The organism is Microbacterium sp. K27 (genome assembly GCF_004794435.1).
GTDB classification, from domain to species: Bacteria; Actinomycetota; Actinomycetes; order Actinomycetales; family Microbacteriaceae; genus Microbacterium; species Microbacterium maritypicum_A.
This window is the reverse complement of sequence record NZ_SSDK01000030.1, coordinates 39,615-64,019: the sequence shown is the minus strand read 5'-3', so window position 1 is coordinate 64,019 and position 24,405 is coordinate 39,615. Positions and strand designations below refer to the sequence as shown.

Sequence of the window (24,405 nt, the reverse complement as noted above, 5' to 3'; positions counted from 1 at the left end):
TTCGGGTTCGTTCAGACTGGGGGTCAGACAGGAGATGGTCAGACGGAGATCAGTTCGGGCGCATTCACGGCGTAGAGGCTGCGGGTGCCGACGCCGGTGATGATGCGGACGTGCCCGGCGAGTCTCGCATCGAGTTCCGGGTCGCCGGTGTCGACGAGGAGCGGGCGTCCGTGCAGGTCGATGAGCTTCTGCTCGGGGGCGACGACGAGGAGCGGGTCGTCGCCGAGGGCGCGCAGCACAGACGCCGAGAGCTGTTGATTGCCGCGCCCGAGCAGGAATCCCTGCCCGCCGATCACGGTGACGACAGCCTGCGCGGGGCCCTGGGCGATCTGGTCGAGCAGCTCCTGCTCACTCGCCCCGCGGACGAGGATGGCACCGTCGAGAACGACGTCGACGCCGAGCGGCGATCCTTCGACGCCGAGCTGCCGGGTGATCTCGGCGATCGTGCCTCCGGGGCCGAGGAGATAACGCACGCCCGGTCGCATGCGGGAGACGGCCCCGCGAGCCGCGGCCTCGACCGCGGCCGCTTCGGTGACCGGCGTCGGCGCCTTGCGCGCCTGCGTGCGGCCCGAACGATGCGGCACCCGGAGCATTCCATACAGCGTGGGGTCGACGCGAGCACGCCGCATCGCGGCCTCGTCGATGTCCAGCACCTCGCGCTCCTCGGTCGGGAGGCCCTCGTGGTCGACCCAGTCCGCGGCGATCGATCCCGCCGCCCGCGGACTGACCGCGAACACGGACGAGTACATCTTCACTCCTGCCGGAACTCCGAGGACCGCCGGCAGACCGAGCCGCGGCGTACGCGTGCCCGATCCGCCCTGACCGTGCACCTGTCGGGAGTTTTCGGCCTCGAACGCAGATCCGTCGTCGCCTCTCCCGCCATCCACCCTTTCACCCCACGGATGCCCCACGGCACCGAGCCCCGAGACCGCGTCGCGCAGGGTGCCGTCGCCACCCACGACGAGAATCAGATCTGCCCCTGCCGCGGCCAACGCTGCGACCGCACGCGACGTATCCGCCGCCTCCGTCACCCCCGCCGCCTCAGGCGATCCCGCCGAGCCCGCATCACGCGCGCCCACCCCGACGACGCGCGACACGAGTCCCGCTGCACGCACCGCGTCGGCCCCCATCGCACCGGCGACGGTCGCGACCACGAGTCCCGGATGCCGTTCGGCGAGCGTCGTCAGGGCGAGGACCGCTCGCTCCTGGGCGCGCGAGCGGGCACCACGCGCAAGGGCGCTGCGCTGCACGTCCGCACCGTCGGAGCCGGCGAGGCCCGCGGGCCCGCCGACACCGGCGACAGGATTGACGACGACTCCGATCATGACGCGACAGACTCCGCGGGGAAGTACTTCCGCTGATACGCGCGCCACGTGATCGCCCACCGCTCCGGGTCGTCCAGGTCGTCATGGTGCGTGTGGTGCACGGTCTGGTTGTGCGGGGCGGTGCGCACCACCTCGGGGTTCTCGCGTGCTTCGCGTGCCACTTCGGCCAGGGTCGCCGCATATTCATCGAGCTCTGCCATCGAGTACGACTCGGTCGGCTCGAGCGTGAACGGCTGCGGCACCACGTAGGGGTGGTGACTCGTCCAGTAGTGCATCCCGAAGTCGGACATGCGCACGCCGATCTCCTCCGACGAGATGCCGGTCTCCTGGTACAGCTCCTCCCACGAGTAGCGCACCTGCTCGATGCGGCGGCGCCCCGTGGCATACGGCGCCGAGGCTCCGGGGATCGCGAGCACACGAGCCATCAGGTAGTTGTTGTTCAGCACGGCGGTCTCGGCGGCGGCGAGCAGTCCCTCAGCGCCGAGGGCCATGATCCACGAGTAGGCCTTCACGAGCGCGGGGATGACGCCGAAGAACGGGCCGACCGCGCCGATCGACAGCTCCCCCGCCTCGGCTACGGCGAAGGTCCCGTCATCGGCCCGCACCACGCGCGGCCCCGGCAGGAACGGGGCGAGGGCCGCGCTCACGGCGTTGGCGCCAGATCCCGGTCCACCGCTGCCGTGCGGGGTGCCGAAGGTCTTGTGCAGATTGAAGTGGCACACGTCGAAACCGGCGTCGCGGGCGCGGGTGACCCCGAGGATCCCGTTCGCGTTGGCCTGGTCGTAGGAGGCCAGGGCGCCCACCGCGTGCGCGGCATCCACCCATTCCCTGATCGCCGGGTTGTAGATTCCGGTGTCCTCGGGGTTGGTCACCATGATCGCCGCGGTACGGGGCGACAGGGCGGCCTTCAACGCGTCGAGCGACGGATAGCCCTCGGCGTCGGGGTAGACCGTGATGACCTCATAGCCTGCCGCCTTCGCAGCGGCCGCGTTCGAGGGGTGGCTGAAGATCGTGGTGATGACCTCGCGACGCTGCTCGCCTTCGCCGTTCGCCTCATGGAAGGCCCGGATCATGGCGATGTTCGACCAGATCGCCGCCGAGCCGCCCTGCGTGTGCAGCGACACCTCGTCCATGCCGGAGATCTCGGCGAGCACCCGCTCCAGCTGCCAGACGATCTCGAGCACGCCCTGCGCATCGGCCGGATCCTGGTGCGGGTGCATCGCGGTGAGCTGCGGCGTGTTCGCGAGCTGGTCGTTGATCTTCGGGGCGTACTTCATGGTGCAGGTGCCCTGGCCGATGTCGACGTTGAAGTCGGCACCGAGGTTCTCCTGCGACAGGCGCAGGTAGTGCTTGAGCACGCGCATCTGCCCCATCTCGGGCAGCGCGGGACGAGACGGGCGACGCAGGGAGTCCGGCAGCGCGGCGACCACATCGCCCACCACCTCGCGCACGCCCGGCTCGACCTGCGACACCAGCACGCCGCGTTCACCGGGGGCGCTCAGCTCGAAGATGATCGGCTCATCCCAGCGAGCCTGTTGGAAGCGGCGCAGCGTCGGCTTCGGGGCGACGGGAAGACTCATCGGTTCTGCTCCTTCGCAGCCTGGTGTGATGCATGGGATGAAGACGCGTCGGATGCCGTGACCTCGGCGAGCGCGCCCGCCAGGGTGTCGATGTCGGCCTGGGTGGTGAGCTCGGTGACGCAGACGAGCAGGCGGCGCTCCCCCACGACCACGCCGGGCTCGATGCCCTTGGTGCGGAGCGCCGTGACGACCGCTTCGGCCGTGACGTCGGCGAAGGTCACCGTGAACTCGCGCAGGTGCACGGCGTCGTCGTCGAGGGAGACACCCGGCACTGCGGAGAGCGCCTGCTGCGCGTACCGGGTGCGGGCGAGCAGCACCTCGCCGAGCTCGGCCATCCCGGCCGGTCCCATCAGCGCGAGGTACACCCCGGCGGCGATGCCCCAGAGGGCCGCGGCCGTGCCGACCCATTCCTTCCCCTCCTCGCGGTGTGCGAACGAGGTGCGGTCGTAGGCCACGTCGCCGAAGCCGTACTCGCCGGGCACGTCGGTGGTGGCGAGCCCGAACAGGCGCGACGGCATCTCCATCACGAAGGTCGGGTCGTCGTGCACGGCGATGAAGCCACCGTGGGCGCCGCCGAACCACTGGTGCAGGCCGAGGGACTGGATGTCGCCGGTGACGATGTCCGCTCCCGAGACCGAGGGCGGGGCGAGGACGCCGTAGCCGATGGGGTCGGTGCCGACGACGACCACGGCGCCGGCCGCGTGGGCGGCATCCGAGATCTCCTGCAGGGACGCCTCCACGGCGCCGGTGGCGCTCGGCGTCTCGATCCAGACTGCGGCCACGTCATCGCCCAGCGCCGCGCGAACGGCGGCCACGTCGGCCGTACCGCCGACGGTGGGTACGAGCTCGAGCGTCAGGTGCGCGCGGACGTAGTCGTGCACCTTCGCGAGCTTCGCCGGCAGCACGTCGCTGACGACCAGCACCCGCCCGCGGCCCGTGAGTCGCCCCGACATCGTGAGGCCGGTCGCCGTCGCCTGGTAGCCGTCGTAGGTCGGCACGTTCACGACGTCCATCTCGAGCAGCTCGGCCATCAGCGATTGGTACTGGAACAGGGCCTGGAAGCGACCGTGGTCCTCGTAGGGCTCACCGGCGTACGCGGTCAGGAACTCGCTGCGGCCGATGACCTCGTCCACCACGGCGGGCACGTAGTGGTTGTAGGTGCCCGCGCCGAGGAAGCTCAGCCGCTCCTGGGTCGAACGGTTCTTGGCGAGCAGCCCCCGCACGTGGCGGGCGAGGTCCTGCTCGGCCACGAACGGGGTCGGAAGGTCGAGCGGACGTCCGAGTCGCAGCGACTCCGGGATGTCGGCGTAGAACTCGTCGACCGAGGCGGCGCCGACGGCCGCGAGCATCGCCGCTCGGGAGGCCGGGGCGGTGTTGGGGATGTACGGATGCACGAACGGGGCGGTCATGCGTCCTCCTTCTCGGGGATCAGGGTGGCAAAAGGGATGGAGGCGGCGCGGGGTGCGGCGAGAACGGCGACGCCGTAACGGTCGAGCTGGAGCCGGTCCGCGTGACGGATGCCGGTGAGCAGGTCGACGCCCGGGGTCGGGATCTCGAACGCGACGGGGGAGCGCCCGTGGTTCAGATAGAAGGTGTAGTCGCTGGTGTCGTCGGCACGGGTGACGACCTCGACCTCGACGTCGGTGCGCTCGCGGGCGGGAACGCCGGCGGTGCGCAGCACATCACGGAAGACCGGGAGCAGGCCCTCAGGCTCGAGCATCGCACTGACGTACCAGGCCGACCCCGCCCCCGTCGTGCGACGGGTCACCGCGGGCAACCCTTCGAGCTCGCCGCTCGCGTACGCCCCGCGTACCTCGACATCATCATCCGCTTCGAGCCACTCGCTCCACGAGGGCACGCTCAGGTGCTCGCCCGCAAAGTCGATGCTCTCGGTCAGACCGTCGGCGATCGGCCACTGCTCGTCGACCTCGATGCCGAGCAGGTCTCGCAGCAACCCGGGGGCTCCGCCGTCGTGCACCTTCTCCGTGGCGTCCACCACTCCCGAGAACGGTCCGACCACGAGGTGCCCGCCGCGCTCCACGAAGGCGGCGAGCGCCTCGGCCTGCGGCTGTTCGACGATGTAGAGGTTCGGCACGACGACCACGTCGTAGGCGTCGAAGGGGCCGGTGGCGCGAACGGCATCCACCGGCTGACCGAGCGTGTACAGCGCTCGGTGCCACGCGCGCGCCTGCTGCGCCCACTGCAGCCGCTGCGAGGGCAGCGACTCGACCGCACTGGTCCCCCACCAGGAGTCCCAGTCGACGACGAGTGCCACGCGCGAGCGCACCCGGGTGCCGCGCACCTGCTCGAGCTTCTTCAGCTCGAGCCCCAGCGCCTTGGTCTCCCGGAAGCTGCGTGAGCGCTCCCCGCGGTGGCCGAGCATCGACGAGTGGAACTTCTCCTGGCCGTACTTGGCCTGGCGCCACTGGAAGAACATCACCGCGTCGGAGCCGTGGGCGACGGCCTGCAGGCTCTCGATGCGGATCTTGCCCGGCGCCTTCGGCACGTTCACGTCGCGCCAGCTGGTCGCGCTGGCAGATGACTCCAGCAGCAGCCAGGGCTGTCCGCCCTTGAGCGAGCGCATCAGGCCGTAGTTGAGAGCCGCGCCGACGTGCGATGTCGGGTCGGCGGGCTCGGGGTAGGCGTCATCGGTCACCACGTCTTCGACGGCGGCGAAGTCCCAGTAGTCCAGGTCGCGGAACATGCTCATGAAGTTCGTGGTCACCGCGATGTCGGGGGTGACCTCGCGCAGCACATCGATCTCGACCTGGAACAGCTCCAGAAGAGCGTCAGACGAGAAGCGCTCGAAGTCGAGCAGCTTGGTCGGGTTGACCGGTCCCGGCGCCTTCTTCGGCGTCTCGATGTGCTCCCACGAGGTGTAGCGCTGACCCCACACGTTCACACCCCAGGCCTCGTTCAGACCGTCGAGATCGCCGTAGCGGTCCTGCAGCCAGCGGCGGAAGTGCCGCGCCGATTCGGGGCACCAGCAGCGTGAGGTGTGATCGCCGTACTCGTTCGAGATGTGCCACATCGCGAGGCCGGGGTGCTCACCGTAGCGCTCGGCCATGGCCTTGGTCATGCGGGCGACGTTCTCGCGCCAGACCGGCGATGACGGGCAGTACGTCTGGCGCGATCCGAACTCGAGCCGGTGCCCGTCGGCATCCCACGGCGCCATCTCGGGGTGGGCGCGCAGCAGCCACGACGGCGGGGTCGCGGTGGCGGTGGCGAGGTCGATCGCGATGCCCGCCTCCCACAGCAGATCGATGATGCGGTCGAGCCATGCCCAGTCGTAGACACCGGGCTCCGGCTCCAACTGCGGCCAGCTGAAGATCGGCAGGCTCACCATGTTCACGCCGGCTTCGCGCATCAGGCGGATGTCTTCGTGCCAGATCTCTTCCGACCACTGGTCGGGGTTGTAGTCGCCGCCGTAGGCGAGGGCGTCGAGGCGGACGCGTCGGGTGGGCTGGTCGCCACCGGGTGCGGGCACGAAGTCTCCTCTCTGAGTCATCACCGGCCGATCCGGCGGTGCACTGGTGCGAATCCGGAATCGGCTGTATTCTGTATACAACACACTAGGACGTCGTCCCAGGCCCGTCAACCCATAGGCTGACGGGCAGGCGGCAGAAGAGGGGACGCATGGCGATCGAACGCAAGAACCTGCGCTCGCAGGTCCGGCAGGAGCTGCTGAACCGCATGCGCGCCGGACTCGTGCAGCCCGGCGAGGGCATCAACGAGGTCCAGCTCGCCACCGAGCTCGGCGTCAGCCGCACTCCCCTGCGCGAGGCGCTCATCGCCCTGGAGTCCGAAGGGCAGATCGAGAGCGAGAACGGCAAGGGCTTCCGGTTCGTCCCGCTCAGCGCCTCCGAGTTCCGCGATCTCGCTCCCGTCCTGGCGGCGCTCGAGAGCCTCGCGATCGAGCTCAGCCCGCCCGACGAGCTGCGTCGCATCGGCGCGCAGCTCAAAGAGATGGCCGACGCGTTCGCCGACGAGCTCGTGGAGCACCAGCTCGTCATCACCAAGGACGACGAGTGGCACAGCGTGATGCTGTCGGCCTGCCCGAACGCCCGCCTGCTCGCCGTGATCGACAACGTGCGCAGCTCGTTCCACCGCTACGAGTCGCTCCTCGTGCCCGAAGACGTCAAGGTCGAACGCGTCGCTGCCGAGCACGCCGAGATCGCTCGGCACCTCGCCGACGGCGACGTCCCCGGCGCCGTCGAGGCCCTCAAGCTCAACTGGATGCACGGCATGCAGCGCATCCTCGACAACGCCACGAGCTCGTACTTCACGGCGTAGTCCCGCCGTCAAAGGGTGACGTGTCCTACGGGGCGTATCAGGCGTTCCAGGCGACGCTTGCCGCGGCGCGGGTGCCGACGTGGAGGTCACGATCGTACCCGGTGCGGGGCATCAAGTTCTGGACGCGGATGAGAGCCTGCACGATAGGCTTCTGCGTTTCGCGCAACGGATCGCCGCGGGCTACCCTAGGGGCACAAAAGGGACGGTGATGCGATGAAGAAATCGACAATGCGGGGGTGGGGCTTCGTCGCGATCGCCCTGGCCGCAGTCGGCTCAGTGACGTCGTACTCTGTCGTGCGCGCAGGTGGTGTCGACGGAGCCACGTACCTCATCATGAACATCGCGCTAGCCGTCACCGGTGTGGTCCTGCTGGTCCTGGCCGCGCGGGACCGGTCGGGACAGAACTAGGCACGCGGCTCGAGGCATCTCGCCGACGGCGCCATCCCTGTGGCCGTCGAAGCGATCAAGCTCACGTGGATGCACGGCATGCAGCGCTTCCTCGCTCCGAGCACCCTCCGCGGAGTACCGTCTGAACCAGTACGCCTGACGCGCAGGGTCGCATCCACCGACAGGAGCAAGATCATGGCCGTGATTTCCCGAGGTTTCGGCGCTCGACGCAGGGAGAGCACTCCGGAGCTCCCGCCGGGGCAGTACCTCACCGAGGACTTCCCCGTGCTCTCCGCAGGGCCGACGCCGAACATCCCTATGTCGGAGTGGAGCTTCGGCATCCGCAACGAGGTCGGCGAGGTCGCCTCCTGGACGTGGGATCAACTGCACGAGCTGCCCATCGAAGACGTGCACACCGATATCCACTGCGTGACGCGATGGTCGAAGCTCGGCACCTCCTGGCGCGGAGTCTCTCTCGACACGCTCTTCGAGGAGATCGACACCGCCGCCTCCTTCGCGATGGCCCATTCCTACGGCGGGTACACCACGAACATCCCCCTCGACGATCTGCTGGGCGGGCAGTCGTGGATCGCATTCGAGTTCGAGGGTGAACCGCTCGCCCCGGAGCATGGCGGCCCCGCTCGGCTGATCGTGCCTCACCTCTATTTCTGGAAGAGCGCGAAGTGGCTCAGGGCACTCACCCTGATGGAGGAGGACGCCCCGGGCTTCTGGGAGCAGAACGGCTACAACATGCACGGCGATCCGTGGACGGAGGAACGCTATTGGTGACGGTGGGCGGCTGGCGTGAGGCGCGGGTGACGGGCGCGCATGCGGAGACGGAATCGGCCCGCACGATCAGGCTCAGCGTGCCGGGTTGGCCGGGGAGCGACCCGGGGCAGCACGTCGATGTCCGTCTCACCGCCGAAGATGGCTACCAGGCGGTCCGCTCCTACTCGCTCGCCTCCTTCGGTGACAGCGAGACGATCGAACTCGCGGTCGACGAGATACCCGATGGGGAGGTCTCCCCGTACCTGGTGCGGGACGTCCGCGTCGGCGACGAGCTCGAGGTGAAGGGCCCACTCGGGAGATACTTCGTCTGGCATCCGGAGACCCCCGGTCCCGTGCAGCTCATCGCCGGTGGATCCGGCATCGTGCCGCTGATGTCGATGGTGCGGGCGGCTCAGGCCGCAGGGGCGACCGACTCGGTCAGGTTGCTCTACTCGGTGAGGGCTCCGCACGAAGCCCTCTACCGCAGTGAATTGGAGGCGGCACCCGCAGGGGCGGCGGCGGATGTGCGATGGGCGTTCACGCGATCCGCTCCAGACGGATGGGCGGGTACCGTCGGACGCATCACCGAAGAGGTGCTCCGGGATACCACCTGGCCACCGGAACGCACTCCCCTGGTCTTCGTGTGCGGGCCCACCGGGTTCGTCGAACATGTGGCGGACCTGCTGGTCGGCCTCGGGCATGCGCCGGAACGTGTGCGCACCGAACGATTCGGAGGAAAGTGATGGATGCTGCCACCCCCGCACAGACCGTCGACGGAAACGCGATCGCGGGCATGCTCTGGGACCTCTTCGGCGCCGACGTCACCGCGCTGGTCGGCACCTGCGGCGGCTGCGGCACGCTCGCGGCCTTCGCCGAGGCCGTGGTCGAGCTGGATCGCCACGCCGCCATCGTGCGGTGCCGCACCTGCACCCGCACACTCTTCACCGTGCTGCAGTCCCCCGACGGCACATCGATGCGTGTCGGACTGCTGCACGCGGTCCACTCCTCCAGGTAGCCTCCCGGGGCATCCCGCTCCCGATGACGGAGCCCGTCATCGATCTCCCGACAGGAACGGCGCATCCAGCTTCTTCGCCAACTGGTGGTGGGCGTAGGGCGAGTGGGAGAACGGCGCGACCGGTTCATACCCGAGTCGCTGGTAGAGCCGGTGCGCCTCGGCGAGGTCGCGACGCACGGTCAGCCGGAGAGTGTGCAGACCGCGCTCGGCACTCATCGATTCGAGTTCGTGGATCAGGAAGCGGCCGATACCACGCCCGCGCGCGGCGGGGGCGATGTACACCCGCGTGATCTCGCCCGCTCCCGGTCCGACGAATCGAACGCCTCCGCAGCCGACCGCCTGGGCGCCGTCTCGAACGACGAGCAGGAACCCGGTATCGCCCCGGAGGTCGTCGCTCGGGTCGCTCTCCATCTCCTGCTCGACCTCCGCCGCGGTGGCCGGCCGATCCCAGTAGCGCCCGATGACTTCCGCGAAGAAGGCCTCCAGGACGCCTCGCCCTTCCGGTGAGCGCGGGTCTTCGAGCGTGATCGTGAGCGGCTCATGCATCACATCAGCTAACCAGGCCCCGGCGTGGCGGAACGACGCCGAAGGCGCTCAGCTGAGCTGCACGGCGAGGTCGATGAACAGCGCAGCCGACCAGCCGAACGCGGTGGTCGCCGTACGCGCCTTCCGACCTGTGTGCGGGTTGAAGTACTCGTGCGGACCGCCGCCGTGGATCACGAGGGCCACGGTCTGCTCCCGCAGCTCCCGCGCCCGCTCGGCGTAGCCCGAAGCCTCGAGCCCTTCCGCGATGAGCATGCTCGTGTTGACCCACACCGGTCCGCGCCACATCCGCTCGTCCGAGAAGTCGGGATCCGATGCTGCGACCGTCGGCAGCCCCCAGGGCAGGGCGAAGCGCTCGGGGTCGTCGACGGCCTGGCGCAGCGCCTCGGCGATCGGCGCCGGCAGCGTGCCCGTGAGCAGCGGCATCAACCCGACGACGGTGTCGCTGAGCTGCGGCTCCCCGCCGCCATACGCGAGGAATTGCCCGAGGTCCGGATCCCACATGCGCAGCAGCCGCTCCTGCGTGCTCTCGGCCCGTTCCCTCAACCGCGAGACGTCGGCATCCGGTTCATAGCGGGTCAGCAGGTCCGCGAGCTCCACGTCCTGTCGCACGAGGTACGCACCCAGGTCGGGAGCCGCTGTCGGCAGCGGACCGTCGAAGATCGGGCTGTCATCGAGCCCGGAGGAGTACGGGTGCCCGTACTCCGGCATCCCGTCGTGGTCGAGGTCGCTGCCGGCGAACCACCAGTCCTGCGAGCGGACGATGCGGGTCAACTGCCGGCGCGCGTAGTCGGGGGCGTCCTCGGCCTCGAGCACCTTGCGCAGCGCCCAGGCAGCGAGCGGCGGTTTGGTGAGCGGCACGGGGGCGCTCGGGTCGGCGATCTGCGATCCGGCTCTGCGCAGGTTCGCACGGTCGCTCTCGGGCAGGTCGTCGCTGGTCGCGAGCACTCCGAGCTCGTGCACCACGTCGGGCAGCTGGCCGTCGGGCTGTGGGAACCGGAACGCGATGTCGAGCTGCTCGCGCGCGAGCTCCGGGTCGCCGTGTCGCAGTCCCACGGCGATGAAGTACGCATCCCACTGCCACAGCCCGACGTAGCCGATCTTCGACGGCACGATCGCCCTGGCATCGCCCAGCGACGGCAGCTCGACGATGTTCGCGCCGAGCACCCACCAGCAGAACGCCGTCATCTCCTGCAGGTCGCCGCGCACACTCGGGCACTTCGCGAACCAGTCGGTCCAGATCGCCTCGGTCGCGGCGAGCGCCGCCGCGTGGTCGCCGGGCTCGACCGTGACAGTGCGGTCAGCATCGATGCGGAGGCGAAGACCGTCACCGAGCGGATGCTCCTCGACACTCCCGTCCGGTCGCCGAAGCCGCACCCGCGACCCGGGTTCTCCGCCGAGGCTCAGCGTCGACGGATCGGCGAAGGTCAGCGTCGCCGCAGCAGCGCCGAACGTCACTCGCGCCGGATGCACGTCGGTCACCGCACGCGCCTCGCCTGAGGCGTCCACCATGATCAGCGCATCCAGCACCCGGCACTCCGAGAGCCGCCGCTCATACTCCGAGGTGTGCACGCGCACGCCCTCCCCGTGCTCCGCGCGGAACACGAGCACCCGTGAGCGGGGCAGGGTGAACGGGGCGGTGACGAGGTCGAGGCGACGCCCGGCGAGTGCTGCAGCATCCGTCATCATCGTCCTCCCAGTCCCGATGCGGCCATGCTGTTGAGGATCTTCCGCTGACCGATGACGAACACGATCAGCATGGGCACGGTCGCGATCGCCGAGGCCGCCATCACGAGTCCGTAGTTGATCGAGCCCTGCTGCCCCTCGAAGGCGTTCAGCAGCAGGGGAACGGTGAACAGGTCGGGCGAGTTCAACAGCACGAGCGGGAACAGGAAGGCGTTCCACACGTCGAGCGCCACGATGATGCTGAGGGCAGCGAGGCCGGGCTTCAGGTTGGGGAGCACGACGCTCCAGAAGATGCGCCAGCGACCGGCACCGTCGACGATCGCCGCTTCTTCCAGCTCACGCGGCAGAGCCAGCACGAACTGCCGCATCAGGAACACCGCGAACGGGTTCGCCATGATGCCGGGGACGATCAGCGCGAGGTGCGAATCCACCCAGCCGAGGTTCGACATCAGCAGATAGAAGGGGATCAGCGTCACCTGCTTCGGGATCATCTGCGTCGCGAGGAAGACGATGAAGAGCACCTTGCTGCCGCGGAACCGGATGCGCGCGAACGCATATCCCGCCATCGACGCCGTGAGCAGCGTGCCGACCACCACGAGGATCGCGATGTACGCGCTGTTCAGGTACGCCTGGCCGAACGGGACCGCGTTCCAGGCCTGGGTGTAGTTGTCGAACGTCCAGGGATCCGGGAGGAACTGCAGCGGGTTCTTCAGCAGCTGCGGCAGGGTCTTGAACGAGGTCAGCAGCATCCAGATGAACGGGAACACCATGCCGATCCCTGCCACCACGAGCACCACGTGCAGCAGGGTCGAACCGAACCGGCGGCGTGCGCGGTCGACGGCGGGGCCACCACGGCCACGGGACCGGTAGCCGGGCGCAGTGATCGCGATGGTGGAGTCCGTGGCCGGAGCAGGGCCGGTCAGCGGGGGCGTCTGAATGCTCATGCGGGGTCATCCTCGTAGTGGACGAACTTCTTCTGCGCGCCGAACTGCACCGCGGTGATGACGAGCGTGAGCAGGAGCAGGATGATGCTCGCGGCGCTGGACGGACCGAACTCGAACCGCCCGAAGCCCAGATCGAAGATGTGGTAGACGATCGTGCGGGTCGCGTTGTCGGGGCCGGCGTCCTGCACCAGCACATAGACCGTGTCGAACGTCTGCAGCGACGAGATGAACGCGACCACCGACGAGAAGAAGACGATCGGGGAGAGCAGCGGCAGGCGGATGCTGGTGAACAGCCGCCACGGGCCGGCACCGTCGATGCGCGCCGCCTCGATCACCGAGGGTGAGATGTTCTGCAATCCGGCGAGGAAGATCACGACGTTGAGGCCCATCGACGACCAGATCGTGACGATGCAGACGGCGAGGAGGGCCAGCTTCGGGTCCTGCAGCCAGTCGGGCGGGGTGACCCCGAAGACCTTCGAGATCGTCGTGGACAGCAGCCCGTCGGAGCGGAACATCTGCTGCCAGATCATCGCCACCGCGACCGTCGAGGTCACGACCGGGGCGAAGAACAGGATCAGGTAGAGCGTGCGCGTCTTGAGCTTCTCGAGTGCGACGGCGACGATCACCGAGAGGCCGAGGCCGATGGGGACCGTGACGATCGCGATGATGAGCGTGTTGAGGATCGCCCGACCGAGGAGCGGGTCGGTCAGCTGATCGGCGAAGTTGGCGAAACCCACCCAGGTGAGATCGGTCAGCCCGTCCCAGTCCGCGAAAGCGAGCACCAGGCTGGCGGCGAACGGCAGCACGACGAACAGCCACATGCCGATCATCTGGGGGCCGACGAAGACGTACCCCCACAGCCGGTCGCGGCGACGCCAGAGCGCCTCCTTGCGCAGGGGCGGGGCGGATGCCGCAGGGGTGACCTGCGGCATCCGCCCGTTCTCGGTGAGAGTGCTCACTCCTACTTCTCCGACCGTTCCTTGACCACGTCGGCGATGGTGTCGAGCGTCTCCTGCGCGTCGGCCTTGCCCTGGTACAGCTTCAGGAACTCGTCGGCGATGGCGGTCGGCAGACCGGGCACGCGCGCCTCGGCGGGGTAGTCCTCGAACCCGATGTCGCGCATGTCGAGGAAGGTCTGGGCGTGTGCGGGATAGTCGTCCTCGAGCACGACCTCGTCAGCGCCCTTGATCGAGGGGACCGCATTGCCGCCGCCCTGCAGACGGAAGGTCTGCCCCTCGGCGGAGAGGAACTCGGTCCAGAACGTGAACGCCGCGTCCTTCACCTTGGTCTTGCCGTTGATCGCGAGGAAGCTGGTCGCCACGCCGGTGGGAGCGGCTTCGCCGTCGGGGGTCGGCCACTGCACGATGTCGTAGCTGTCCTGCTCGCCCGTCGCATCGACCGTGCCGATCGTGTAGCGGCCCTGCACGAAGAAGCCGGCCTTGTGCGTGACGAACACGCTGTCGGCGCCGGCACCGTCAGGAAGGGTGTCGGCGACGACGAAGGTGCCGTCCTCGAACAGGTCGCCGAGCTGCTGCACCGACTCGACGGTGGCGGCGTCGTTGTTCGCGACGAAGGCACCGGAATCGTCATAGGGAGCATCGAGGCCCTGCGACGAGAGCCAGCTCCAGTGCGTCGCCCAGTAGTTCCAGTACATGGTGCCGGTGAGGCCCGCGTCGTGGAGCTTCTCGTTCATCTCCAGGAACTTGTCGGTGGTCCACTCGCCGTTCTCGGCGAGGGTCGCCGGGTCCTCCGTGATCCCTGCGGCCGCCAGCGCCTGCTTGTCGTACCAGAACACGTCGGGGTTCGAGTCGTTCGGGGCGGCGTACACCTCGCCGTCGTTCTCGGCAGCGCCGAAGAGCCCGGGGAAGAAGTCATCCTTCTTCGTCTTGCTGTCCTTCGAGTCCATCAGGTCGCTCAGCGGCATGAGCCGGTTCGAGTCGACGAACTGGCCGATCTTGTCGTCGCCCACGTAGAACACGTCGGGCGCGGTGTTGCTGGTGAGCTGAGCGAGCAGCTTGGAGTGGTAGTCGCCATAGTCCGCCACGGGCTGCAGCTTGACCTTGATGTCGGGGTGGCGCTCCATGAAGTCCTTGTTGAACTCCTCGTAGCGGGTGAGCTCGTCGGCCGTGCCCCAGGTCGACCAGACGACGGTGGCGTTGCCGTCGGCGTCGACGCCTCCACCGCCTCCTCCACCCCCACCGCTGCACGCGGCGAGTCCGAGTGCCAGAGCGCCGGCGGCACCCAGTGCCAGATACCGCGTCACGTTCGCACGTGCCATCTCGCTACCTCTTTCATCATTGGAAGATCAGGTCGGGATCGCCCCTTCGGGCGTATTGGTATTCTGTATACAGAACGCAATCCTGTCAAGGAATGGGGCGACGGACCTGCCCATCGAGACCATCCCGTGACGTGCGGCCCGGACCATGGCGCAGACTGTCTTCATGACCGATCCCGATCCGCACCTGCTCGGCCCCGGACTCCTCCCGACGCCGTTCACCGCCGCCGAGATCCGCGACGCCACCGGCACGGGGATGGTGATCCACCTGCTGCTCGAAGGCCCCGACGGACCGATGGGCGAGCACGTCAACCGCTTCCACGACACCGATGACGAGGGAGCGACGCTCGACCGCTGGGCAGCGGAGGACCCCAAGGCCGTCGTCTCGAATCGGGTGACCTGGGCAGAACTGCAGGGCCATGCCGCCTTCGACGCCGGCACGACGAGCGTGTCGACCGTGAGTCTGACGACCCCGCTCGGTGCGCTCACCTGCCGCCGGTACGACACCGACGACGGCATCTTCTGGTTCTCGATCGACCACCCGGGCATGCCCGTGCAGTACGAGTCCGACGGCCTGCGCACGACCGTGCTGAGCATCGAGAACGACTGAGGGCGCGCGCCGGGAGGAGGCACCGTGTGCGGCGGAGAACTCCGCGTCGGGCGGACAGCCACGCGGCACGGCTCCTCCCGACACAGAGAACTCCGCCCCACGCCGGGTCCACCCGACGCGGTTCTCACCGCAACGCGCCCGCGCCACACGAACGTCGGCGTCCCAGCGTAGGGTCGCACCATGAGCAGCACAGCATCCGGAGAACGTCATGGAGTGGTCCCCTCTTACCTGCTCGCGCGTCTGGCCGAGTCAGGCCGATTCCCCAAGGCCGCCGCAGCTGCGAGACAGACGCTGACCGCCGGTCGACCGCCCTTCCGCGCGCGCATCGACCTGTCGATCGACGAGAACGGCGACCTCGTGGCGCAGCTGTCCGATGCCCCCAACCGCACGATCAGCGACGCCGGCAACACGCAGCAGCTGCCCGGCGCGGTCGTGCGAGGCGAAGACGATGCCCCGGTCGATGACACCGCGGTGAATGAGGCCTTCGACGGCCTCGGCGCCACGTTCGAGATGCTGTTGGCCGCGTTCGAGCGCAACTCTCTCGACGACGCGGGCGCCCCGCTGGATGCGACCGTGCACTACGGCGTCGACTACGACAACGCCTTCTGGGACGGCGAGCGCATGGTCTTCGGCGATGGAGACGGCGAGGTGTTCCAGCACTTCACCGGCTCGCTCACCGTCATCGGCCACGAGCTCGCCCACGGCGTGGTGCAGCACACCGCCAACCTCGAATACCAGGGGCAGCCGGGCGCCCTGAACGAGTCGATCGCCGACGTGTTCGGCGCCCTGACCGAGCAGTACGCCCTGAGCCAGACGGCCGACCAGGCGACGTGGCTCATCGGTGCCGAGATCTTCACCGACGCCGTCGAGGGCGCGGCGCTGCGCTCGATGATCGCACCCGGCACCGCCTACGACGACGATGAGCTCGGCCGCGATCCGCAGCCCGACCACATGAGCGGCTTCGTCCGCACCACCGAAGACAACGGCGGGGTGCACATCAACTCGGGCATCCCCAACCGTGCATTCGCCCTCTTCGCGATCGACCTCGGCGGCAATGCCTGGGAGCGGGCGGGAACAGTCTGGTACCGCGCTCTCACCGGCGGCCTGTCGAGCACCGCGACCTTCACGCAGTTCGCCGACGCGACAGTCGCCGCGGCCACGGCCATCGATGCCGCCACAGCCGCAGCAGCTCGACGGGCGTGGACGACCGTGGGAGTCTATGAGGATGAGCGAGTCCCCTCCACCGACTGACGCGCAGGTCGTGATCGCGGTGGTGCGCACCGGCGGCATCGCCGGCATCCGCCGTCAGTGGCATGTGGAAGCCGGCACTGACGAAGCGGCGGAGTGGATCGATCTGATCGACCGCTGCCCGTGGGATCAGGAGCGGGACGGCGGACCCGGCGCCGATCGGTTCATGTGGAGCATCCAGGCGCGCACACCGTCCGAGCGGCGCGAGCGCGAACTGCCCGACTCCGCGCTCGAAGGCCCTTGGCGGGCACTCGTCGAGGCCGTGCGCGCGGCCTCGGCCTGACGGCGTCAGTCGACGTACGCTCTCAGGTGAGCCGTCTACCGACGGCGACACGAAGAGGGGGCTCATGCTGACGACGGAAGAAGCTGAACGACTGCTCGGTGCGGCACGCGAAGCACACACCCGCGGCGACCCTGTCCTGCACCTGCACGTCGAGGTCAGCCGCCTCACCGGTGCCCCGTCGTCCTGGGGTTCGGCGGCGAACGACTACCTCCAGAACGAGAGCGTCGGCTATTTCCTCAGCGAGGTCGAGAGGGTCGGTTGGCGCCTCGAGCACACGGGATACGCCTTCGTCGGATCAGGCGCCACCACATCCGATCGGGTAATGAGCACCGGAACGGGCGTCGTGAATCACGGCGCCGTCTCGGGATACTTCACCTTCCGGCGCGCGGCCTCGGCCTGACAGCCACGACGTCGGCGACGACCACCGGCGCCGCATCCGATCAATCCCGTGTGAATCCGGCCTCCTCACGGCGGCTCGGGTTCACAATGGAACTCATGGGACTGTTCCAGCAGAAGCCTGAAGAACAAGAGAACCAGTGGGTGCTGCCCTCGGAGCCGCTCGAGCGCTCCGAGTCCGAGGTCCTCGACACCGCGCCCGTCGTCGATCCACTGTCGATCGGGCTCGGCGCGGAGACCAGCGGCGACCTGAGCTCGGTCTTGTTCCCGGTCGCGCCCCCGGTCCCCGAGGCCGCCTCGACCGGTGACGCCGAGCCGCTGGACGCCGAGCCGCTGGACGACGACCCCGAAGGCGACTGACCGGCTGCTCGCCCTTCACGCGACAGGGCGACGTCGCGCTCACCGTTACGGTTGAGGGATGACGATCACCGCCGCCGCAGACGGCTCCGCCCTGGGCAACCCCGGCCCCAACGGCTGGGCCTGGTACATCGACGACGACAACTGGGCGGCCGGCGGATCGCCGCACGGCACCAACAACCAGGGGGAACTGCGAGCGGTGCTCGAACTGCTGCTCGCGACGGCGGGCACCGACGAGAAACTGCTGATCGAATGCGACAGCCGCTACGTGATCGACTCCGTGACGAAGTGGATGCCTGGCTGGAAGCGCAAGGGCTGGCGCAAGTCCGACGGCGGCCCCGTGCTCAACCGCGACCTGCTGGAGGGCATCGACGAGGCCATCCGCGGCCGTGACGTCGAGTTCTCCTGGGTCAAGGGGCACGCGGGGCACCCGCTGAACGAGGCCGCCGACGAACGTGCGAACGCTGCGGCCAAGGCATACCAGGCGAAGCAGGAACCACGTCGAGGACCGGGCTTCACCCGCGGCACGGATGCCGGAGCCGCGGTCGCCGCGTCGGCGCCGGTCGCCGCCTCCGCCCCCTCGTCGGCCCCCGCTCGGGCGGCCTCGCCGACGATGGCCTCCGCCGCCTCCCCGACCGCTGCGTCCGCCGTCGCCGAGCCGTTGTGGGCCGAGGCATCCGATCTCCTCGACGGCCTGGATGCGCCGGAAGACGACCCGATCGAGCTGCGCATCCCGCTCTCGTCCGACGAGCACGCGCGGCTGCGCGACCGCGCCGAGGCTCAGGGCGTCTCGCTCGAAGAGGCGCTCCGCCGCCTGATCTGAGCGCAGCGACCGAGGCGTACACTCGCACCATGTCGACTCCCGCCCGCACCATCGGCCGCATCTTCCTCGGTGCCTCCCTCGTCTTCGCGGGTGTCTCGCACCTCACGATCGCCCGCGAGGAGTTCCAGGCGCAGGTGCCGGAGTCGCTGCCGCTGGACCCCGACACCACGGTGCTCGCCTCGGGCGTGGCCGAGGTCGCGCTCGGCTCCGCGCTGCTGCTGGCACGGCGCCGTCGACGTGCGGTCGGCACGTTCGCCGCCCTGTTCTTCGTCGCTGTGTTTCCCGGCAACGTGGCGCAGTGGATGCACCACCGTGACGGATTCGGGCTCGACACGGACATGAAGCGCTTCGTGCGGCTGTTCTTCCAGCCCGTGCTCGTCGCGCTGGCCCTGTGGTCGACCCGCGAGCCCCGACGCTGACTCACGCCACGTCCACTCCACCACCAGAACGCTGACCCTCCGCGCATGACGGGTCCTCCGAGCTGCGGTCCGTAGACTCGGCTGATGACGGAATGGGTGGTGACGCAGCGGTGAAGGCCCGCACCGTCTTCGGCCTGCTCCGCCTCGGCGCTGCCGCCGTCTGCCTGGTCGCACTCATCCATCGACTCGCCTGGGGACTGGCGTCGAACACCATCGCGAGCCAGAACTTCTTCGCATATCTGACCAACCAGTCGAACATCGCGTTCGTGGTGCTGCTGAGCATCGCGGGGGTCATCGCCCTGCGCACGGCTCGCGATCCGCGCTGGCTCACGGTCGCCCTGGCGCTCGTGCTGACCTGGACGATCACCGCCGGACTCGTGTTCGCCATCCTGGTCTGGCAGGCCGGCATCCGCGGCATCCGCATCGATGTCCCCTGGTCGGATCAGGTGCTGCACTTCTGGCTCCCCGCCGTGACGGTGGCGGCGTGGGCGCTGGCCCCCGGACACCGCTCCGTCCCCTGGCGGGTGATTCCGGTGACGCTCGCCTACCCGGTGATCTGGGGTGTCGCCACCATGATCCGCGGGCCGCTCATCGGCTGGTACCCGTACTACTTCCTCGACCCGCGACAGGTGAGCGGCCCGATGGAGTTCATCCTCTCGTCGGCGATCGCTCTCGGCACCTTCGCCGCGGTCGCTACCGTCCTCGTGCTCGTCAGCCGCATGCCGCTGCCGAGACGACTGCGCGTGGACGTCGACGCGAGCTCCGAGACCCCGACACCCGAGCAGGCGCCGATCGGTGAACGTATCGGTCAGACGTAGAGGGCCAGCGAGGCGAGGGCCGCTTCGATGGCCTCGTCCTCGTCGAGCTTCGCGAACTCGGCGGCCGCGGCACCTCCCACGATGCCCACGAGCACGTTCTCGCCGGTCGCGGGTCGCAGGTTGATCCAGGTCGGGATCACCACATCGGCGCCGACCGCGTGCCAGATCGCCTCTTCGTTCTCCCAGAACGGCTCGTCCCACCGCAGCCACACGGTCTCGATCGCGCCCATGCCGAGCGCCGACACCGCACCGCGGTTGGAGAACGGCAGGGGTGGGTCGAACTCGATGCTGCGGTCCTGGAGCACACCCAGCGGCACGGTCACGACCACGCGGTCGAACGACAGCGCCTCTCCGGTGCCGAGGCGCACGCTCACTCCGGAGTCGTCGTACGCGAGGCGAGCGACCGGGGAGTTGAGCCCCACCTTGACGCCGTCGAGGGCCTGCTCGATGAACGGCGTGACGTCGCCGGTCGCCGCCTTCGGGTCGCCTGTCGGCAGTGGCGGCGCGAACCAGCTGGACAGTTCGTCGGCTCCGGCACCGGTGCGGGCGGCGAGGATCGCGAGCAGCGCAGTCGTCGCGGGGTCGGCGGTATCGATTCCGGCGGCGGTCAGAGCATCAGCCACCGAGGAGTCTTCGGGCGCGGCCTGTGCCGTCGTGATCGCCGCGTCGAAGGGCTGAGGGTCGACCGGGTCGACAGCTCCGTCGGGTCCGCGCCAGATCTCGCCGGCCAGTTCGACGACGCCGACCTCTCCCTCGCTCATCCGGTCGAGCACGTCGGCGTCGTCTGGGCCGAAGAGCCAGGCGCCGAGCTGCACCGGCACGGGCCACGATTCGTCGACGCGGGAGTAGACCCGCCCACCGACGCGATCCCTGGCCTCGAAGACCGTCACCTCCAGCCCTCCCTCGGCGAGCAGAGCGGCAGCGGTGGCTCCGGCGAGCCCTGCGCCGACGACGGCGACACGCTCTCCCGAGGTCGCCGGGATCAGGAGTTCCTCGGCCGCGCGCGCACCGGAGCTGATCGCGCCGCGCACCGTTCCGGGAGCATCCTCATCCGTCGCCTCCCCCGCGAAGAACAGGCGCCCGTCGACGGGCTTCCCCAGCGCGAGACGCGTGCCGGCCAGCACGCCCACCGGCGTGAAGCTGGCGGCGCCGAGCGCGAACGGATCGGCGGTCCAGGTGCTGCGGATGCTGCCGGCTGCCGCCGGGACACCGGGCGGAGGCTCGGGCTCGCGCGTGCGAGTGGGCGTCGGCGTCGGTGCCGGTTCCGGGGTGCAGGAGGCGAGAAGCACCGAAGCGACACCGGCTCCGGCGCCGAGGAGCAGAGTGCGGCGCGTGATCCTCATCGTGTCGCCACCTTATCCCGAACACCTGCGTGGAGGTGTGGCGCCTCGATGCTCGGCCTCGCCGGGTCAGACCGAAACGCCGGGTCAGGCCGTCTCGGGGGGGAGATCGGCCTGACCCGGCGTGAACGCCTGAAACGGCGACTGCTTGCGCGCAGATGCAGCGTCAGACGGAGAGCAGCTCCCGCTCCAGGCGGGCGAACGACGACTCCATGCCGTCGGCCATGCCGGTGGCGAGGATCATGTCGCGCGTCTCCTTGTCGGGATACTCGATGAGCAGCGTGACGAGAGTCGCGCCGTCCTCCTCATACAGGTTCAGATCGTTGAGCGTCTCGGTGGGCATGCCCTGCATCCGCTCAGTGCTGACCGCCCGGCGCGGGGCGTCGATCAGCAGCGCCTCACCCTCGAAGCCGAACGGCTGCCCCTCGGTGTCGCCGACCGGCGCCCAGGAGTTCCGGTACGACTGGCCCACCTCGGTGGCGGCCACGCACTCCGTCATCTCCCAGCCGTCAGGTCCGAGCATCCACTTGCGGATGAGCTCGGGCTCGAAGTGCGCGCGCCAGACCAGCTCCCGCGGCCCCTCGACCAGGCGGGTGATGCGCACGTGGGTGTCGTCGAGCAGTTCCACCCGTGTGCCCTTGCCCTGCGCGTACTCGCGGAGATCCTGCAGCACGGTGTCGAGCTGCGCCATCGCCATCTTGATGCCTTCGACCTGGCCCATCTCGACGACCTGCTCGAGCGCGTCGACGGAGTCGAAATGGCTCGTGGTCACCATACGGGTGCCCTCGGCGGTGGGCTCGAACGAGAACGACATCCGCTGTGCGGGGAATCCGTCGAGCGGCTTTCCCTCCTCATCGACGAACGAGTCGATGACCTCGAAGCCGTGCGGCGCGTCGATCGATACGAATTCCCACGCACCCGACGACTTCTCGCCGCGCGGACCGTTCATCGAGTAGACGGCACGCCCTCCGACGGTGTGGTCCCAGGCGGTGAAGGTGGCCGGCCATCCGGGAGGACCCCAGAACCGCTCGAGCTGACGCGGGTCGGAGTACGCGCTCCAGACGCGGTCGATGGGGGCCGCGAAATCGGCGACCACGGTCATGGTCAGGTTCTCAGCGTCGGTGGTGACGTCGGTGACAGGCATGTTCAGTCTCCTTGTTCGTTCTTCGTGGTGTCGCTGGTGTCGGATGAGCTGGGCCGAGGCGTCTCGGCCAGCAGGTCGTCGAGCCGGGCGATGCGCGACCGCCACAGCTCTTCGTATCGGGCGAGGAGCGCCCTGGCGCGGGCGATCATCTCCGGGTTCGCGCGAACGAGCCGCTCGCGTCCCTCGGCGCGCTTGACGATGAGGTTTGCGGCCTCGAGCACGGCGACGTGCTTCTGCACCGCGGCGAACGACATCTCGTATTCGGAGGCGAGGGTCGAGACCGACTGCTCACGCTCGATCGTCCGGCGCAGGATGTCGCGCCGGGTCGACGTCGCCAGTGCGTGGAAGACACGGTCGACCTCCGCTTCGCTCAGTTCTCTTTGTGCAACCATTTGGTTGTACGTTATGCCCGCGGAGCGGGTGTGTCAAGGGGGCCGCCCAGATTACGAAGAACCCGAGACGCACTCCGGATCCTCTCCCGGTCTGCGCGCACGACGCGCTCCCGCCCACGCGCGTGCCTGACGATGAGTCCCGCACGTTCAAGCACGGCGACATGCTTCTGCACCGCCGTATGACTCATGTCGTAGCGGCGCGCGAGCTCCGTCACCGACTGCTTCTCGAGAACCGTGCGTGCGAGGATGTCGCGACGTGTGGCATCGCCCAGCGCTCGGAAGACCCTGTCCGCGTCTCCGGGGCTGAGCCCGTCGGGAATCACGGACATCGACCCTTTGCGACGGGCTCAGCACCGGTGGCGATCAAGAGCGCACCTCGCCGAGGAACGACACGATGGACGGGATCAGCGCGGCCGGCTTCATCATCGGCGTCGCGTGATGCGCCCCTTCGATCGACTCGGAGCGGGCCCCGATCAGCGACGAAAGCTCCCGGGTGCCACTCTGCACGAACGGTTCACTCTTGCTCCCGACGAGCACGAGGGAAGGCGCCCGGAGCCCGCTCCACCGCTCGCCGGTGAGAGACGTTCCGTCCTGCAGGCCCGCGCAGAGACGCGTGTCGTAGACCGTCGTCCTCGCCATCGCGACCATGTTCCGCCACGGGCCGATCATGAGGCGCATCGCACCGATCATGAGCGGGGATGCACCCAGGGCGACGCGGGTGAACTCGCGAACCGCGTCTGATCCCCTCCCCTCATCGACGAGCTTCCCGAGACGGTCGGCGAGGTCACGGGGGACGGGGGCGCGGCGATCGTCCACGATCACCGGCGGCTCGAAGGCGATGACGGCCTCGACCTTGTCGGGAAGAGCGGCGGCAGCATCCAATGCGAGAACCGCGCCGGATGAGGCGCCGAGAAGTGACGCCCTGCCGCCATGGGCGTCGACGAGCGCCTCGATGTCTTCGATCTCGCGAGCCACGCTCCATGCTCCGGCGTCGCCGCTGCCACCGCGGCCACGACGGTCGTGATTCACGACCGTGTGGCCGTCGGCGAGCAGCCCGGCGAGGCGACGATTGTCCCGGAGATCGGAGAGGGCCTGCGCGACCAGGATGAGGACCCGCCCCTCCCCGTGCCGTTCATACGAGATCTCCGTGCCATCCGCAGAGATGACCTGGTGCAGCGAGCGATCGGAGGAGGACTTCTTCGGCATGCTGGTTCCGCTCTCTTCGAAACGTGACCGGGTCAACGGCGAGTCATGGTTGACGGATAGCCGCCGTCGCCGGGGTACACCCAGGCGCCGTCGAGCACACGATCGTCGTCACTGAACGTGCCGGAGAAGTAGGCAGGACTCCCCTTCGAGCCCGCCCAGATGGTCAGCGTGTCTCCCTCCAGCTCGTAGACGTAGTCGAGCGTGTTGCCCATCGAGTCGTAGAACCGGGAGACGACATCGGTACCGGCGGGCTCACCGAACGGGTGCAGCTGGCCGATGACCTCGATGCCGGTGATCGTCTGGCCGAACTGTTCGAGCTCGACGTGCTGGAGCAGGAAGAATCGTCCGCCCATCCACTCGTACCGGATGACGCCTTCCGCGCCACCCGTGACCGTCCATTCGCCGACGAGCCGGTCGAGTGCTGTCACGGTGATGCTGGGAGTGGGGGCCTCACCGAGACCGTACGCGTCGATCTGCTCGGCGGTGAAGTTGTTCTGCAGGTTCTCGTTCATCAGGTGTCCTTTCGTCTGCCGCCTGGCGGGCCGCATCTTCA

Annotated in this window: 28 protein-coding genes; 13 read left to right on the top strand and 15 right to left on the bottom strand. The window is 68.8% G+C overall.

Annotated elements, in window-relative coordinates:
- Window positions 1-38 precede the first annotated feature (38 nt).
- The 4 genes from DW307_RS03135 to DW307_RS03120 are packed head-to-tail and all read right to left on the bottom strand — an operon-like array spanning window position 39 to window position 6,392.
- Window positions 39-1,325: an ATP-NAD kinase family protein gene (locus DW307_RS03135; protein ID WP_051667830.1), complete on the bottom strand. Its 1,287-nt coding sequence runs from the start codon at window positions 1,323-1,325 to the stop codon at window positions 39-41.
- Window positions 1,322-2,905 (bottom strand): aminomethyl-transferring glycine dehydrogenase subunit GcvPB, encoded by a 1,584-nt coding sequence (gene gcvPB / locus DW307_RS03130; protein ID WP_136023907.1) that lies wholly within the window; start codon window positions 2,903-2,905, stop codon window positions 1,322-1,324. The genes DW307_RS03135 and gcvPB overlap by 4 nt, the downstream gene beginning before the upstream one ends.
- A complete protein-coding gene (gcvPA, locus tag DW307_RS03125) occupies window positions 2,902-4,314 on the bottom strand; it encodes an aminomethyl-transferring glycine dehydrogenase subunit GcvPA (protein ID WP_136023906.1) in 1,413 nt (470 codons plus the stop codon). Before gcvPA ends, gcvPB begins: the two co-directional genes overlap by 4 nt.
- Window positions 4,311-6,392 carry a beta-galactosidase gene (locus DW307_RS03120; protein ID WP_136023905.1) on the bottom strand — a complete coding sequence of 694 codons (2,082 nt, stop codon included), beginning with the start codon at window positions 6,390-6,392 and terminating at the stop codon, window positions 4,311-4,313. Before DW307_RS03120 ends, gcvPA begins: the two co-directional genes overlap by 4 nt.
- A gap of 149 nt (window positions 6,393-6,541) precedes the next feature.
- Between DW307_RS03120 and DW307_RS03115 the strand changes: the two genes are divergently transcribed.
- From DW307_RS03115 to DW307_RS03095, 5 genes are all read left to right on the top strand, one after another.
- A complete protein-coding gene (locus tag DW307_RS03115) occupies window positions 6,542-7,198 on the top strand; it encodes a GntR family transcriptional regulator (RefSeq protein WP_136023904.1) in 657 nt (218 codons plus the stop codon).
- A 213-nt stretch (window positions 7,199-7,411) separates the two neighbouring features.
- Window positions 7,412-7,606, top strand: coding sequence for a hypothetical protein (locus tag DW307_RS03110; protein ID WP_136023903.1), 195 nt, complete (start codon window positions 7,412-7,414; stop codon window positions 7,604-7,606).
- A 174-nt stretch (window positions 7,607-7,780) separates the two neighbouring features.
- On the top strand, window positions 7,781-8,374 hold the full coding sequence (locus DW307_RS03105; RefSeq protein WP_136023902.1) for a sulfite oxidase-like oxidoreductase: 594 nt from the start codon (window positions 7,781-7,783) through the stop codon (window positions 8,372-8,374).
- Complete coding sequence (locus DW307_RS03100; protein ID WP_136023901.1) at window positions 8,371-9,096, top strand: ferredoxin reductase; 726 nt, start codon at window positions 8,371-8,373, stop codon at window positions 9,094-9,096. Before DW307_RS03105 ends, DW307_RS03100 begins: the two co-directional genes overlap by 4 nt.
- Window positions 9,096-9,368 (top strand): DUF6510 family protein, encoded by a 273-nt coding sequence (locus DW307_RS03095; protein ID WP_136023900.1) that lies wholly within the window; start codon window positions 9,096-9,098, stop codon window positions 9,366-9,368. Before DW307_RS03100 ends, DW307_RS03095 begins: the two co-directional genes overlap by 1 nt.
- Before the next feature lie 36 nt (window positions 9,369-9,404).
- On the opposite strand, the gene DW307_RS03090 is transcribed toward DW307_RS03095, so the two are convergent.
- Genes DW307_RS03090 through DW307_RS03070 form a run of 5 tightly spaced genes read right to left on the bottom strand, consistent with a single transcriptional unit; the run spans window position 9,405 to window position 14,819 of the window.
- Window positions 9,405-9,914, bottom strand: a complete 510-nt coding sequence (locus DW307_RS03090) for a GNAT family N-acetyltransferase (RefSeq protein ID WP_136023899.1) — start codon at window positions 9,912-9,914, stop codon at window positions 9,405-9,407.
- A 48-nt stretch (window positions 9,915-9,962) separates the two neighbouring features.
- Window positions 9,963-11,597: an amylo-alpha-1,6-glucosidase gene (locus DW307_RS03085; protein ID WP_136023898.1), complete on the bottom strand. Its 1,635-nt coding sequence runs from the start codon at window positions 11,595-11,597 to the stop codon at window positions 9,963-9,965.
- Window positions 11,597-12,541, bottom strand: a complete 945-nt coding sequence (locus DW307_RS03080; protein ID WP_081860178.1) for a carbohydrate ABC transporter permease — start codon at window positions 12,539-12,541, stop codon at window positions 11,597-11,599. Before DW307_RS03080 ends, DW307_RS03085 begins: the two co-directional genes overlap by 1 nt.
- Window positions 12,538-13,500, bottom strand: a complete 963-nt coding sequence (locus DW307_RS03075; protein WP_136023897.1) for a carbohydrate ABC transporter permease — start codon at window positions 13,498-13,500, stop codon at window positions 12,538-12,540. Before DW307_RS03075 ends, DW307_RS03080 begins: the two co-directional genes overlap by 4 nt.
- 2 nt (window positions 13,501-13,502) lie before the next feature.
- Entirely contained in the window at window positions 13,503-14,819 is a 1,317-nt protein-coding gene (locus DW307_RS03070) for an ABC transporter substrate-binding protein (protein ID WP_136023896.1), read from the bottom strand.
- 163 nt (window positions 14,820-14,982) lie between these two features.
- Here DW307_RS03070 and DW307_RS03065 point away from each other — a divergent pair, with 163 nt between their 5' ends.
- The 8 genes from DW307_RS03065 (at window position 14,983) to DW307_RS03030 (ending at window position 19,770) form a co-directional block, all read left to right on the top strand.
- Window positions 14,983-15,426 carry a hypothetical protein gene (locus DW307_RS03065; RefSeq protein WP_029260126.1) on the top strand — a complete coding sequence of 148 codons (444 nt, stop codon included), beginning with the start codon at window positions 14,983-14,985 and terminating at the stop codon, window positions 15,424-15,426.
- Between the two features lie 180 nt (window positions 15,427-15,606).
- Complete coding sequence (locus DW307_RS03060; protein WP_136023895.1) at window positions 15,607-16,677, top strand: M4 family metallopeptidase; 1,071 nt, start codon at window positions 15,607-15,609, stop codon at window positions 16,675-16,677.
- Window positions 16,652-16,957: a protealysin inhibitor emfourin gene (locus DW307_RS03055; RefSeq protein WP_136023894.1), complete on the top strand. Its 306-nt coding sequence runs from the start codon at window positions 16,652-16,654 to the stop codon at window positions 16,955-16,957. The genes DW307_RS03060 and DW307_RS03055 overlap by 26 nt, the downstream gene beginning before the upstream one ends.
- Before the next feature lie 64 nt (window positions 16,958-17,021).
- Window positions 17,022-17,357: a hypothetical protein gene (locus tag DW307_RS03050; RefSeq protein ID WP_136023893.1), complete on the top strand. Its 336-nt coding sequence runs from the start codon at window positions 17,022-17,024 to the stop codon at window positions 17,355-17,357.
- Between the two features lie 95 nt (window positions 17,358-17,452).
- Window positions 17,453-17,713: a hypothetical protein gene (locus tag DW307_RS03045; protein WP_136023892.1), complete on the top strand. Its 261-nt coding sequence runs from the start codon at window positions 17,453-17,455 to the stop codon at window positions 17,711-17,713.
- A 58-nt stretch (window positions 17,714-17,771) separates the two neighbouring features.
- Window positions 17,772-18,533 carry a ribonuclease H family protein gene (locus tag DW307_RS03040; protein WP_029260130.1) on the top strand — a complete coding sequence of 254 codons (762 nt, stop codon included), beginning with the start codon at window positions 17,772-17,774 and terminating at the stop codon, window positions 18,531-18,533.
- A gap of 29 nt (window positions 18,534-18,562) precedes the next feature.
- Window positions 18,563-18,952, top strand: coding sequence for a DoxX family protein (locus DW307_RS03035; protein ID WP_021198399.1), 390 nt, complete (start codon window positions 18,563-18,565; stop codon window positions 18,950-18,952).
- A gap of 92 nt (window positions 18,953-19,044) precedes the next feature.
- The gene (locus DW307_RS03030) at window positions 19,045-19,770 is read left to right on the top strand and encodes a Pr6Pr family membrane protein (protein ID WP_021198400.1); all 726 of its coding nucleotides are present in this window, start codon (window positions 19,045-19,047) and stop codon (window positions 19,768-19,770) included.
- Here DW307_RS03030 and DW307_RS03025 read toward each other — a convergent pair.
- The 6 genes from DW307_RS03025 to DW307_RS03000 form a co-directional block, all read right to left on the bottom strand.
- Complete coding sequence (locus tag DW307_RS03025; protein ID WP_136023891.1) at window positions 19,761-21,113, bottom strand: flavin monoamine oxidase family protein; 1,353 nt, start codon at window positions 21,111-21,113, stop codon at window positions 19,761-19,763. The two genes, DW307_RS03030 and DW307_RS03025, sit on opposite strands and share 10 nt — an antisense overlap.
- 163 nt (window positions 21,114-21,276) lie before the next feature.
- Window positions 21,277-22,254, bottom strand: coding sequence for an SRPBCC family protein (locus tag DW307_RS03020; RefSeq protein ID WP_021198402.1), 978 nt, complete (start codon window positions 22,252-22,254; stop codon window positions 21,277-21,279).
- A 2-nt stretch (window positions 22,255-22,256) separates the two neighbouring features.
- Window positions 22,257-22,646, bottom strand: a complete 390-nt coding sequence (locus tag DW307_RS03015) for an ArsR/SmtB family transcription factor (protein WP_021198403.1) — start codon at window positions 22,644-22,646, stop codon at window positions 22,257-22,259.
- Window positions 22,647-22,657: 11 nt separating this feature from the next.
- Window positions 22,658-22,975, bottom strand: coding sequence for a metalloregulator ArsR/SmtB family transcription factor (locus tag DW307_RS03010; RefSeq protein ID WP_136023890.1), 318 nt, complete (start codon window positions 22,973-22,975; stop codon window positions 22,658-22,660).
- 34 nt (window positions 22,976-23,009) lie between these two features.
- Window positions 23,010-23,852: an alpha/beta fold hydrolase gene (locus DW307_RS03005; RefSeq protein WP_136023889.1), complete on the bottom strand. Its 843-nt coding sequence runs from the start codon at window positions 23,850-23,852 to the stop codon at window positions 23,010-23,012.
- A gap of 32 nt (window positions 23,853-23,884) precedes the next feature.
- Window positions 23,885-24,364: a hypothetical protein gene (locus DW307_RS03000; protein WP_136023888.1), complete on the bottom strand. Its 480-nt coding sequence runs from the start codon at window positions 24,362-24,364 to the stop codon at window positions 23,885-23,887.
- Between the last annotated feature and the right edge of the window lie 41 nt (window positions 24,365-24,405).